The 11733-nt window shown below is 74.0% G+C and carries 11 protein-coding genes; 3 read left to right on the plus strand and 8 right to left on the minus strand.

Annotated features, from left to right (window positions below; all coding sequences use genetic code 11):
* Positions 1-4: 4 nt before the first annotated feature.
* From ACOWU6_RS15570 to ACOWU6_RS15595, 6 genes are read right to left on the minus strand one after another with little or no spacing between them, the layout of a single operon-like run.
* Complete coding sequence (locus ACOWU6_RS15570; RefSeq protein ID WP_282980476.1) at positions 5-730, minus strand: CDP-alcohol phosphatidyltransferase family protein; 726 nt, start codon at positions 728-730, stop codon at positions 5-7.
* Positions 727-3555 (minus strand): fibrinogen-like YCDxxxxGGGW domain-containing protein, encoded by a 2829-nt coding sequence (locus ACOWU6_RS15575; protein WP_421076245.1) that lies wholly within the window; start codon positions 3553-3555, stop codon positions 727-729. Before ACOWU6_RS15575 ends, ACOWU6_RS15570 begins: the two co-directional genes overlap by 4 nt.
* A 14-nt stretch (positions 3556-3569) precedes the next feature.
* The gene (locus ACOWU6_RS15580) at positions 3570-4307 is read right to left on the minus strand and encodes a hypothetical protein (protein WP_282980472.1); all 738 of its coding nucleotides are present in this window, start codon (positions 4305-4307) and stop codon (positions 3570-3572) included.
* Positions 4304-5815, minus strand: coding sequence for a lipopolysaccharide biosynthesis protein (locus ACOWU6_RS15585; RefSeq protein ID WP_421076246.1), 1512 nt, complete (start codon positions 5813-5815; stop codon positions 4304-4306). The genes ACOWU6_RS15580 and ACOWU6_RS15585 overlap by 4 nt, the downstream gene beginning before the upstream one ends.
* Complete coding sequence (locus tag ACOWU6_RS15590) at positions 5812-6681, minus strand: WecB/TagA/CpsF family glycosyltransferase (RefSeq protein WP_421076247.1); 870 nt, start codon at positions 6679-6681, stop codon at positions 5812-5814. Before ACOWU6_RS15590 ends, ACOWU6_RS15585 begins: the two co-directional genes overlap by 4 nt.
* Positions 6681-8222, minus strand: a complete 1542-nt coding sequence (locus ACOWU6_RS15595) for a sugar transferase (protein WP_421076248.1) — start codon at positions 8220-8222, stop codon at positions 6681-6683. The genes ACOWU6_RS15590 and ACOWU6_RS15595 overlap by 1 nt, the downstream gene beginning before the upstream one ends.
* Positions 8223-8468: 246 nt before the next feature.
* Here ACOWU6_RS15595 and ACOWU6_RS15600 point away from each other — a divergent pair, with 246 nt between their 5' ends.
* Positions 8469-8897 carry a cupin domain-containing protein gene (locus ACOWU6_RS15600; RefSeq protein WP_282980465.1) on the plus strand — a complete coding sequence of 143 codons (429 nt, stop codon included), beginning with the start codon at positions 8469-8471 and terminating at the stop codon, positions 8895-8897.
* 12 nt (positions 8898-8909) lie between these two features.
* Here the strand turns inward: ACOWU6_RS15600 and ACOWU6_RS15605 are convergent, their stop codons facing one another.
* Complete coding sequence (locus tag ACOWU6_RS15605; RefSeq protein WP_271174693.1) at positions 8910-9092, minus strand: hypothetical protein; 183 nt, start codon at positions 9090-9092, stop codon at positions 8910-8912.
* Between the two features lie 108 nt (positions 9093-9200).
* Here ACOWU6_RS15605 and ACOWU6_RS15610 point away from each other — a divergent pair, with 108 nt between their 5' ends.
* Positions 9201-9710 carry a glycine cleavage system protein R gene (locus ACOWU6_RS15610; protein WP_324012726.1) on the plus strand — a complete coding sequence of 170 codons (510 nt, stop codon included), beginning with the start codon at positions 9201-9203 and terminating at the stop codon, positions 9708-9710.
* 1 nt (position 9711) lies between these two features.
* On the opposite strand, the gene ACOWU6_RS15615 is transcribed toward ACOWU6_RS15610, so the two are convergent.
* A complete protein-coding gene (locus ACOWU6_RS15615; RefSeq protein ID WP_421076249.1) occupies positions 9712-9987 on the minus strand; it encodes an acylphosphatase in 276 nt (91 codons plus the stop codon).
* 123 nt (positions 9988-10110) lie between these two features.
* Here ACOWU6_RS15615 and ACOWU6_RS15620 point away from each other — a divergent pair, with 123 nt between their 5' ends.
* Positions 10111-11409 carry a M23 family metallopeptidase gene (locus ACOWU6_RS15620; RefSeq protein ID WP_421076250.1) on the plus strand — a complete coding sequence of 433 codons (1299 nt, stop codon included), beginning with the start codon at positions 10111-10113 and terminating at the stop codon, positions 11407-11409.
* Positions 11410-11733: the final 324 nt, after the last annotated feature.

Genomic DNA, 11733 nt, shown 5'->3' on the forward strand with positions numbered 1-11733 from the left:
GCCGTCACCTCAGACGGCGGTGCTTGCGGCGCATCGAGATGCCCGCGTGGATGAGGTTCGCGATGAAGAGGAGGACGTAGACCGCGGCGAAGGCCGCGTGCGCTCCCCACAGCGCGAAGGCCCAGCACAGCGTGCCGGGGTCGGTCGGGATGAGCGCGACCGACTTGGCGACGCCGCTCGGCTCCGAGACCGAGCGGCCGTGACGCGACGCGAGCTGCTCCGCGAGGATCTGGCTCATGAACTGGCCCGACGTCAGGAGCGCGAAGCCGAGCGCGACTCCCATCAGCCAGACGTCCTGAGGGCGGTGCACGAAGCATCCGACCGCGACGCCCAGGTGGATCGCCGGGGAGCGGATCGCGTCGACGACGTGATCGAGCCATTCGCCGGCCGGGCTCGACGCCCCGCTGAGCCGGGCGACCTGGCCGTCCGCGGAGTCGAGGACGTATCCCGCCGCCAGGAGCACGGCGGCGGCGACGCCCGAGCCAGCGGACGGCGGGGCGGCCGCGATCACGGCGATGCCCGCCGCCGACATCGCGGCGCTGAGCAGCGTGACCGCGTTCGGCGTCATCCCGATCCTCACGGCAGCGGCTGCGACGCCGCGCGCGAGGCGGCGATTGATCCAGCGCGTGTACGCGGGGACCCCGGCGCCGCTCTTCTGCGCCTGCGCGAGCGCGGTGCGGGAGGTGCGGAGGGCGCGCGCGGGCCGCGCCGACGCCGTCTGGGCGTTCATGGCGCCGTCACCGTCATCTCGAAGCTGTGGCTGTTCGCGGTCCGGTAGTTGGAGTGGACCTCGACCGCGATCGTGTTGGCCCCCGTGCGGAAGGCGGTCGCGGGGATCTCCGCCACGTACGGCTGCGCCATCGCCGTCGTGCCCGAGACCGCCGTGTTGGCGTAGGTGCTCGCGGTGACCGGGCCGGGGTCGATGTTCCTGCGGAGCACTTCCGTCCCGTTGACGTAGACGACGACCCCGTCGTCGACCCGGACCGAGAAGCGCAGCGCGACCGCGCCGCCCGGGAGGTCGATGTCGTGCCGGTGGTAGCTCGTGAGCGGGCGAGGCGACAGCGACGTGTCGAGGGCGGTCGCGATGTCCGACGTCCCCCAGCCGACGGGAGCCGCGCCGCTGAGCCAGGAGCCGTCGTCGAACTCGGGAGCAGCCCAGTCGGACGGCGGCGCGGCGGTCGACCAGAGGGTCGCCCAGGTCGAGCCGGCGTCGATGAGCGTCGGCGAGGCCGGATCGGGCCCGGGAGCAGCCTCGGCGGGGACGGCCGGGGTGCTCGCCGAGCGGTTCCCGGCTGCGTCCACGGCGCGCACGGCGTAGAGCGTGCCGTCGGGAGCGGGAGGGAGAGCCGCCGACGTCCCGCCGACGGTCGCCACCACGCGATCGGCCCGCAGCACCTGGTAGGCGGTCACGGCTCGGTCGTCCGTCGCCGCCGTCCACGTGAGGTTCACGCCCTCGGCCGTCCTGACGGCCTTGAACGCGCCCGGCGTCGACGGGCTCGTGACGTCGGAGGGGGCGTGGCGCACGAAGCCGCCTGACCACTGGCGCACATAGCCCGCGCGGGTCGAGTAGCTGTAGTCGCCGCCCTGCCAGAGCGTGCCGCGCGAGTCGACGAAGAGGGCCCAGGCGCCGGCGCCGGCGCGCGTGTTGAGGATGCCGTTGAACGACTCGAGGTACTCGCCGCTCTCGGCGCTCCAGGCGCCGCTGCCGTAGATCGCGTGCGCGCCGGTCCACGCCGTCCCGATGCCGGGCCACACGGTCGCGCCCTCGTAGTTCGTGCCGAAGCAGTGGCAGCCGGCGTACACGGTCTCGCCGTCGGACGCGATCGCCTGGAAGTCCCCGCCGGCGAGCGTGATGTTCGAGCTCGCCATCTCCATCGTGTCGCGGCGGTAGCTCATGAGCGAGTGCTCGGAGCCGCCGAGCCAGACGCGATCTCCGACCTCGAGCACGGCCTGCTGGTAGCCCTGGCGGCCGCTCGTGCGATTGGAGAACACGACCGGCCACGGCGTGAGCGACTCATCGGCGGTCGACAGCACAGCGGCCTTGTCGGCGGGGCGCCCCTTCGACTGGCTGAAGAACCCGGCCGCGTACACGCGGTCGCCGTGAGCCGAGGCGTCGAGGCTGATGACGGTTCCGTTGAACTCGGGGTTCCACGCGTCCGGCACGCTGCTCGCGATCGAGAACCGCACCGTGTTGCGCGCATAGACCTGAGCGCCGGTCGCGGCCTTGGCGTGCGTGAAGGACCCGCCCACGTACAGCCAGTCGCCCTGCACATCGAGGGTGCGCACGACGGGCACGCCGCCGGAGAGGAAGTTCAGCAGGGCGCCCGTGAACGAGGCGTCCACCGCGCCCGTCGTCGCGTCGAGCACGACGAGGCCGGGGTGACTCTCGCCGTTCACGGTCGAGAAGTAGCCGCCGACGGCGATGCGCCCGCCCGGGAGCGGCGCGAGGGCCTTCACCTGGTTGTCGAACACCGGGCGGAAGGTCGAGATCCAGGTGCCCGTGTCGCGCTCGAACGCCGCGAGATACGCCTGCTCGACCGCGCCCGAGCCGCCGGCCGAGCGCTGCACCTTCGTGAAGTTGCCGCCCACGAAGACGCGGTCGACGTTCTCGGTGAAGGCCGACACCTCGTTGCTGCCCTCGAGGGTCGATGGGCCGGCGCCGAGGCCGGCGACACCCCACGGCTGGGTCTGCGCGAAGGCCTCCGCGACCGCCGTGCCGGCCGTCGCGGGCGTTCCGCCGGCCGGGACCGGTGCGAAGACATCCGCGCTCAGGAGCTTCGGTCGGATGAAGACCTGCGTGAACGGCCGGGCGTAGCCCGCGTTCGTGCTCGGCGACCACAGGTAGCTCGTGCCGTCGGGTGCGCCCTTGATGTCGGAGCCGTACCCGAATCCCATCGCCCAGCCCTCGGCGGAGCCGGTGATGGTGCGCACGCGGATGAGCCCGTTGTCGTTCCCGAAGTTGCTCGTCGTCCCGCCGGTCCCGTTGCGGTTGCCGATCCGGAACGACCCCACGCGCTGCTGGTTGTTGAACTCCCACGTCCACTCGTCGCGCGGGCTGGTGAGACGGAAGCGCGTGTCCTGCCAGGACGTCCCGGCCGCGTTCGCGGCGCGGACGAGGCGGATGCCGTCGGCGAGGGCGCCGATCGGCTGGTCGTTGTTGAGCTGGTCGATGAGGGCGCCGGGCAGCTGCCGGGGCGTGAACGCCGCGGTGCCCGTCGCGGGCTCGCGCACCTGCGCGGGCGTCCCGGAGCCGAGGATGGACTCGGACCATCCCTGGCGTCCGCGCCCCACGAGGACCCAGCCGCCGCCATCCGTCTCCTGGTCGCAGTAGAACTGCTGCGCGGAGCCCATGGCGGCGGTCGCGAGCCAGTAGACGCCGCTCGGGGCGTCGGGGTCGACCTGCGCGACCTCCCAGCAGGAGGCCGCGGCCGTCGCCTCGGTGCGCCCGTCGGGGGCGGGCAGCGTCGGATCGGCGGCCGTCGCGGGGATCGGAGCGGCCAGCGTCGCGATGAGGGCGATCGCGGCGACCGCCGCGAGGCGGGTGCGGAGTGTCATGAGCGGGCCCTTCTTCAGCACGCGGGGTCGTCGGGGAACGAGCGGGAGAGGACGCGCCACGTGCCGTCCTCGTAGACGAGGTCGAAGAGGTGGGCGGCCCGCGGGTGGGTGTCCTTCTCGGAGCCGATCCGCTCGCCGTCGGCGTCGACGAGCTCGAGGCCGCTCGCGTCGATGCAGGCCTTCACCTGCGCGGTGGCCGGCTCGGCCTCCTCGTCGAGCGCGAGGATCTCGAGCCCGACGACCTGGGACTCCCCGACGTACGACCATCCGTTCGCCGAGAGCTCAAGCCACTGGGCCTCGAGCTCGGCGCGGTAGGCGCCGGCGGTCACGTCGGCGAGGAGCGCCTCGAGATCGCCGGGGCGGGCCGCATCCTCCGCGTCGGGCGGGGTGAGCACCTCCTCCACGAGCTCCTCGGCCGGACCCTTCTCGAGATCCCGGTCGCCGAAGCGGCCTCGCCCCTCCGCATGCTCGTCGCGATCCGGCTCGGGAGCAGGACGGGTCGTCGCGGGCGGAGCCGGGCGGTCGCGCCGCGGTGGCTCTGGCTCCTCGGTCGCGACCGGCGTCGCGGATGCGGTGGGCGTCGGGGTCGCGGATGCCGTGGGCGTCGGAGAGGGCGGAGCCGCCTCGTCACCGGGGTCGGCGTTCGCGACGGCGCCCGCGAGGAGCGCGGCGCCGATCGCGACGAGCAGGGTGGCGGCGCCGGCGACCGAGCCGGCCACGGTCGCGGACAGCCGGGAGCGATATGGACTCATGAGGGGTCTCCTGTGGTGCTCCGCCGGATCCGAGCGAGATCGGCGAAGGCGTCGAGGTGAAGGGAGCGCGGGGCGAACCGCGCCCAGGTGAGAAGGGCGCCGCCGCCGACGACGGCGGCGACCGCGAGGCCGAGCCAGGTCGAGCCGAGCAGCAGCCGGGCGCCGAGGGCGGCAGCCCCCACGGTCGAGAGCGCGATGAGCAGCGGGCGCACCCCCGCCGCGAGCGGCAGGGTCAGCGCGAGGACGCGGTGCACCTGGATGGTCGCGAGGATCGCGTCGAGGAGGCAGGCCGCGGCCCACGCGACGGCGGCGCCGGTGACGCCCCAGAGCGGGACGAGCACGAGCAGGAGCACCACGTCAGCCGTGACTGCGATCGCCTTGTTCGTCGCGGCGAGACCGCTGCGGCCGCTCATGAGGAGCACCGAGTGGACGCTGCCGGCGAGGAAGGTCACGATCGACCCGAGGCAGAGGGCGGCGAGCGCGACCGCGCCCTCCTCGAAGGATGGCCCGAGCAGCGACAGGGCGAGCGGCGAGAACACGGCCAGGAGCAGGTAGAGCGGTGCGCTGAAGAGCACGAGCCAGGTCGTCGCGGCGCGGAAGAGGTCGGCGAGGGCCGCGTGGTCGCGACGGTGCAGCAGGCGGCTGAAGACGGGCGAGACGACCACGCGGATGGCGGAGTCCACGAGTGATCCGGCGGACGCGATCCGCGTGGCGGCGCCGTAGACCCCCGCAGCGGCCGGGCCGGCGATGGCGCCGACGATGAGCACGTCGAGCCAGATGAGCAGCTGCGACAGGAACTCCGACACGACACGGGGGAGCGCGTAGCGGCGCAGGCGCCGCGGAAGACCGGACGACCGGAACGCGCTCGCGGTCATCGGCTCGACGCCGAGCGCGTCGACCCGGCGGCGGAGGACGAGCAGGGCCGCCGCGAGGGCGAGGGCCGCGGGCGCGGCCCACGCGAAGCTCGCGGCGACCACGCCGCCCCCTGCGGCGACGGCGAGGGCGACGGCCGCCGGCCGCAGCGCCGGGAGCCCGACGCCGCCGATCGCGACGTAGGGGCCGACCCCGCCGAGCGCTCGCTCCCCGGCGAGCGCGGTCAGCATCATCGCCGCGAGAGGGAGACACCATGCGGCCGCGGGAAGCGCCGCGGCCACGGGGCCGTCGAGAAGCGCGGCGCCGAGGGTCAGCGCGACCGCGCCGACCGCTCCGCCGAGCCCCGCGACGGCGATGAGGTGCGCGAGCGCGGGGCGGATGGCGCCGCGCTCGCCGTCGGCGAGGCGGGGCAGGATCCACAGCGCGGCGGAGTCGGCGCCCCACCGGGCGAACCCGAGTGCGATCGTGAAGAGCGCGATCACCTGCAGCACGATCCCCGCACCGACGTCGCCGAGCAGCCGGCCGAGCAGCACGACGAGCGCGAGTCCGAGGACGGCGCTCGCCGCGGACCCGGCGAAGCTCAGCGCGCTGCCCCGGGCGAGGGCGGCGCGGTCGGATGCGGCGACGGTGCTCATGCTGCCCGGTGGTGCGCGATGCGGGTCGGGCGTCGCGAGGCCTCGGCGAGACGCTGGCGGACGACGGCGGCGACGAATGCGGGGTTCCCCGCGAGATAGCGGCGCGCGAGCCGACGCGGCTCGAGGCCCAGCCGCCACAGCCACTCGAGACCGGCGCGGATCATCCACTGCGGCGCCCGGCGATGCGTGCCGCTCAGCCAGTCGAAGAGCCCGCCGCAGGTCAGGACGACCGGCGGCAGCTGATCGCGGTGCCGCTCGACCCAGCGCTCCTGCACGGGATCGCCGAGCCCGACGAAGAGGATCCGGGTGCCGTGCTCGCGGATGTCGCGGATGAGCGCATCCGACTCCTCGTTGGGGATGTACCCGTGGCTCGTGCGGATCGCGAGACCCGGCAGCTCCTGCGCCATCCGCTCGGCCGCGGCCGCAGCCACTCCCGGGCGTGCGCCGAAGAAGTACACGGGCAGCCGGTCGCGCGCGGCGGCCGCGAGCAGCGGAGCCGCGAGATCCGTGGTCGCGACCCTCTCGGGCAGCGCCGCGCCCAGCAGGCGCGTCGCCCAGACGACGGACTGCCCGTCGGCGTAGTTCATCGTCGTCGTCGCGAGGAATCGGCGCAGCGTCGCGTCGTGGCGCGCGAGGTTCACGACGTGCGCGTTCACGCCGACGAGGACGTCGACGCCCGTCGTGCGCGTCATGGCGACGATCGCGTCGACGAGGGCGGCCATGGTGAGCGACTGCACGGGGACGCCGTCCACGATGCGGGCTTCGCCGAGCCCGATGCCCTGCTCGGCCGCCGCCGGCCGGCTGAGCGCTGCGGCGCGGGCGAACGAGGGGACCGGCAGCGCGTGGCCGGGGAGGATGACGGACATCAGTACGCTCCTTTCGGGCGGACCATCACCCTGACGGTGCGCCACATGATCGAGATGTCGTCCTGGAGCGACCAGTTCTCGACATAGCCGAGGTCGATCCGGACGCTCTCCTGCCAGGACAGGTCGCTGCGCCCGCCGATCTGCCAGGGACCCGTGATCCCGGGCTTCACGTAGAGCCGCCGCACGGTCGCGTCGTCGTACGCGAGGACCTCGCTCGGAAGCGGCGGGCGCGGCCCGACGACGCTCATGTCGCCGACGAGCACGTTCCAGAACTGCGGCAGCTCGTCGAGCGAGTAGTGCCGCAGGAAGCGGCCGACGCGCGTGACGCGCGGATCGCGGCGCAGCTTGAACAGTGGGCCGGCGCCCTCGTTCTGCGCGCGCAGCTGCGCGAGCTCGGCCTCCGCGGTCGTTCGCATCGACCGGAACTTCACGAGCCGGAACGTGCGCCCGTCGCGCCCCACGCGCTCCTGCGTGAAGAAGACAGGGCCCGGGGAGTCGAGAGCGATCGCGAGCGCGATGACGGGGGTGATCAGCGCGATGCCCGCGAGCGCGACCGTCGAGACGACGATGTCGAACGCCCGTTTGAGGACGAGGGCGCCGCCGTCGTACTCCGGCATCCGGAGGCGGACGAGGGGGAGCCCGCCCACCGCGTCCAGCGACATCCGGGCCCGCGCGACGTCCATAACGCCGTTCGCGACGATGAGCTCGGCGGCCGTGCCCTCGAGGCACCAGCCGAGGCGCTTCACGAAGTCGGCGTCCGAGGCGGCCGTGCTCGCGACGATCACGGCGTCCGCGTCGCGTCGAGCCGCCTCCTGCGCGATGTGCATCGCGGCCGCCTGCGTGCGCGGCGCCTCGTCGAACTCCACGGCGCCGACGACGCGGTACCCCGAGGCGTCGCTGCCGGTGATCGTCGACGACACGCGCGCGACGTCGGAGGGGCGGCCGGTGACGAGGGCGCGCGAGACACGCAGGCCCGCGGCGCGCTCGGCCGTGAGCCGGCGTCGCCAGATGGTGCGCGCGGCGAGGAGGCCGGCGAGCCCGATCGGCGCCGCGACGAACAGCTGCGCGCAGATCGCGGGGGCGCCGGTCACGACCAGGCCGAGGCCGAGGAGCCCGAAGACGTCGAGCGTGACGGCGGCGACCCGCGCGAGCTCGCGTCCGCGGGTGTCGTGGACGCTCCGCGGTGCCGCGATGGCGAGGCCGATCCACCAGAAGAGGCCGAGCGCGACCGCGAAGAGCACGGGGAGCGCGGGGGCGACGACCGCGGAGGACGGCGCGAGGGTGCCGCGTGCGGCGAGCGTCGCGGCGGCCGACGGGCCGGTCGAGGAGACGGCTCCGGCGACGAGCGCCGCGAGGGCCACGACGCCGGCGTCGGAGAGCAGCACGCGCGCCGTGTGGCGGCGCTCGAGGCGCCGTCTCCGCTCGAGCGAGGGGGCCATGCGCGGCGTGCGGATCGCGGGAGCGGCTTCGCGGCTCGCCCGCGAGGGGGAGACGAGACGGCTGCTCGGCGCGAGGACGAGCGCCCGCTCGAGCACGGTCACCGGTGTCCTCCGCCACGGCGCATGCGCGAGCCGGGTGTCCTCGTGGCGGATGTGGGTCCCTGCTCCCCGATACCGGAATACATCGCGTCTCCCCGCTGCGCCTCGCCGTGGACATCCGGGAGGCGCGCGCTCGCCGGCGCCTCCCGTCACAGGGGAGGAGAGGTCAGCGCCGGATCTGATACATCACGGCTGGATAACGGCGCGCGGGCAGAGCCCCATGCGCCCGGACGCTCTTAGAGTGGCGGCATGAGCGACTACCAGGTGAGCGAGATCGGCGGCCTCGACCAGTGGCGCGACCACTTCGGCGGCTTCCGCCCCGACAGCTCGCGCGACGGACGGCGCGTGGTCGACTTCGAGCTCGCGATGCAGTACATCGGGCTCACGGCGAACGCGCTGGAGCCCGGGGAGCAGGCGGGCTACTGGCACCGCCATGCGCGCGTCGAGGAGGTCTACGTGTTCCTCGAGGGGCGCGGTCAGATGGGGCTCGACGACGACGTCGTCGACGTCGGCCCCGGGACGATCGTCCGGGTGGGGCAGGGCGTCTGGCGAACGTGGCGCGCGCACCCCGAATCGGATGGCCAGCTGCGGTGGCTCTGCATAAGGGCCGGCGGGTACGAGCTGCCCGACCTCCCCGACGACAGCGAGCGCGGGCCGGAGCGCCCGCTTCCGTGGTGAGCTGAGCGGGGCTCACTCTAGGCCGAACGGGCGGCCCTCCGAGACCGAGATCGCGTAGGCGCGCGCGAGCTCCGACGAGACCCCGGGGCTGAGCCGGTCGACCATCTTCCGCGCGTGCGGTTCGATCTCGTCGACGGGGTGCCCCGTCCATTCGCGTCGGAACTCGGCGTCGAGCTGCTGCCACCTGTGGTTCATCTCCTCACGGTCGCACGTCGGAGGGCGCCCTGTCGTGGGGTTGAAGCTCGTCGCGACGCGCGCTAGCGGGGACTGCGCGCGGCGGGGCCGCTCAGTAGGGTGGGGAGCGTGACATCGCTCGTCCTCACCGTCATCGGAGACGACCGCGCGGGCCTCGTGGCGGCCCTCGCCGACGTCGTCGACGCCCACGGCGCCAACTGGGAGAACAGCCGGCTCGCCGAGCTCGACGGCACGTTCGCGGGCGTGATCCAGGTCTCGGTGCCGCCCGAGCGCGTCGACGCGCTCCGCGAGGGACTGAAGGGCCTCGAAGGGCTGCTCACGGTGGTCGTGCGCGCCGCCGAGGAGGTGCACGCGCCGCGCGGCCGCAGCGTCACGCTCCAGGTGCTGGGGCACGATCGTCCGGGCATCGTGCGCGAGATCTCCTCTGCCCTGCGCGCCCGGTCGCTGAGCATCGAGTCGATGGCGACCGAGGCGCGCGACGCGGCCATGGCGGGCGGGCGCCTGTTCGAGGCGACGGCGGAGCTGCGGGTGCCCGACGACGTCGATCTCGCCGACGTCGTCGCCGACCTCGAGCGGATCGCCGCCGAGATCCAGGTCGACGTCACGTTCGTCGAGTAGCTCAGACGGAGGGGCGCAGCTCGAACGCGGTCGCGCCCGTCGGGGCGATCTCCTCGATCGCGATGTCGTCCACGCGGGAGCCGGTCGGCCCCTGCCGCATCCAGTCGACGACCGCGTCGACGGCGTCGGAGCCGCCCTCGAGCTCGGCCTCCACGCGATCCGCGCCCACGTTGCGGACCCAGCCGACGACATCCCTGCGCTCCGCCTGACGCGCCGTGCTCCACCGGAATCCGACGCCCTGGACGACGCCCTCGACGACCACCCTGACCCGCCTCATGCGGGCCATCCTCGCATCGGATGGCCCGCAGCTGAAGGAGGTGCGCGGGCACCCCGCACGGCCGATCTCGCCGCGGGTCTTCCGTCTGCGACGAGAACCGGTCAGTATAGGCGCGGGGGAAACATGCAGCAGGACACTTCCGACGGCGAGTCGAACGACGCATCCGCGACGCGGGTGCGCTCGACGCGCGCCGCGCACGCGAGCGTCATCGTGGCGGCCCTCGTCGCCGCGGCCACCGGAGCCGGCGCCCTCGCGGCGGCCGGCGCGCCGCCCGAGAGCGAGCCGGTCGCGGCGGTCTCGATCGCGGTCGACGACGGCGAGGTGTCCGACGACCTCGAGCGCCCCGAGTCGCCGACCGCGGGCCTCTCGGATGAGGCGGCGGCGTTCGCCGAGGCCGGCGCGATCGAGGTGCCCGCGCTCGCCGGAAGCGACTACGGCGCGACGACCGTCGACGAGGTGACGAAGCTGCGGCGCGAGGCGCGCGAGAAGCTCATCCGCGCGGCGATCGCCGCGGGCATCGACGTCGACCTCTCGCGCCTCGGGGACGACGGCAAGCTCGCGTCCCTCGACACCTTCCTGTGGCCGATCGCGAACCCCGTGCTCACCGACCAGTTCGGGGCACGCAACGGTCGCCACATGGGCATGGACATCGCGGCGCCGGGCGGCACGCCCATCGGCGCGGCCGCTCCTGGCATCGTCGTGCTCTCGAGCGAGAGCCACTACGGCTACGGCGTCGCGGTCATGATCCAGCACGTCAACGGCGTGCGCACGCTCTACGGGCACATGACGCACGGGAGCCGCGTGGTCGAGGAGGGCGACTGGGTCGAGGCGGGCGATCCCATCGGGCTCGTGGGCAACACCGGTCGCAGCTTCGGGAACCACCTCCATTTCGAGGTGCACGTGAACGGCGTCCCGGTCGACCCGCGTCGCTACCTCGACGGGGCCGGCGAGCCGGTCGACATCACGCCGTGGGCTCCTGATCCGCGCGCATCGCAGAACCCGCAGCCCGCCGAGAGCCCGCAGTCGAGCGAGCCGCCGAAGCCGTCGGAGAACCCGCAGCCCTCGGAGAAGCCGAGCGAGACGCCGAAGCCGAGCACGCCGCCGACGACACCGCCGCCGACGACCCAGCCCCCCGCGACGACGCCGCCTCCGACGAGCCCGCCGCCCACGCAGCCGCCCGCGACGACGCCGCCTCCCACGACGCAGCCGCCCACGCAGCCGCCCGCGACGACACCGCCTCCCACGACGCAGCCGCCCGCGACGAGCCCGCCGCCGACCGCGCCCGCGCCATCCCCAGAGACGAGCGAGCCGGCGCCATCCCCCGAGACGAGCGAGCCGTCCACCCCGTCGCCATCGCCGTCGCAGACCCATACGCCGGTCACGCCGATGCCGCTGCCGACGGTGACGCTGCCGGCGGAGTGACCAGGCGGCCGGGCAGTCCTGCCGCGGCCCGTTCCCGTTTCTCGACGCCTCGCCGCCTCGCCGCTGACCGAGCGCGGCTGGGGCCTCCTACGAGCCGCCGAGGCACCCCGACATGCTGGTCGGATTCTCGGGATCACCTCTTCCGCCAGCCCGTTCGAATGTCGGTGGTGGGGTTGATGATGGGGGTGTGACGAGCAGGAAGCCGCGGTTTGTGGATCCGCTGTCGTGGGATGCGACGGTGGAGGAGCGGTGGGTGCTGTCGAATGTGCGGGAGACGTTGACGGGTTTCCGGCGGGCGGTGGCGTCGGCTGCGGCGGCGGAGGT

It is taken from the genome of Microbacterium sp. SA156 (assembly GCF_049065455.1).
Lineage (GTDB): Bacteria > Actinomycetota > Actinomycetes > Actinomycetales > Microbacteriaceae > Microbacterium > Microbacterium barkeri.

Excerpts from the sequence above, each read along its gene's own strand:
- ACOWU6_RS15570 (WP_282980476.1), bottom strand. The coding sequence starts at position 730 with ATGAACGCCCAGACGGCGTCGGCGCGGCCCGCGCGCGCCCTCCGCACC.
- ACOWU6_RS15575 (WP_421076245.1), bottom strand. The coding sequence starts at position 3,555 with ATGACACTCCGCACCCGCCTCGCGGCGGTCGCCGCGATCGCCCTCATC.
- ACOWU6_RS15580 (WP_282980472.1), bottom strand. The coding sequence starts at position 4,307 with ATGAGTCCATATCGCTCCCGGCTGTCCGCGACCGTGGCCGGCTCGGTC.
- ACOWU6_RS15585 (WP_421076246.1), bottom strand. The coding sequence starts at position 5,815 with ATGAGCACCGTCGCCGCATCCGACCGCGCCGCCCTCGCCCGGGGCAGC.
- ACOWU6_RS15590 (WP_421076247.1), bottom strand. The coding sequence starts at position 6,681 with ATGTCCGTCATCCTCCCCGGCCACGCGCTGCCGGTCCCCTCGTTCGCC.
- ACOWU6_RS15600 (WP_282980465.1), top strand. The coding sequence starts at position 8,469 with ATGAGCGACTACCAGGTGAGCGAGATCGGCGGCCTCGACCAGTGGCGC.
- ACOWU6_RS15605 (WP_271174693.1), bottom strand. The coding sequence starts at position 9,092 with ATGAACCACAGGTGGCAGCAGCTCGACGCCGAGTTCCGACGCGAATGG.
- ACOWU6_RS15615 (WP_421076249.1), bottom strand. The coding sequence starts at position 9,987 with ATGAGGCGGGTCAGGGTGGTCGTCGAGGGCGTCGTCCAGGGCGTCGGA.
- ACOWU6_RS15620 (WP_421076250.1), top strand. The coding sequence starts at position 10,111 with ATGCAGCAGGACACTTCCGACGGCGAGTCGAACGACGCATCCGCGACG.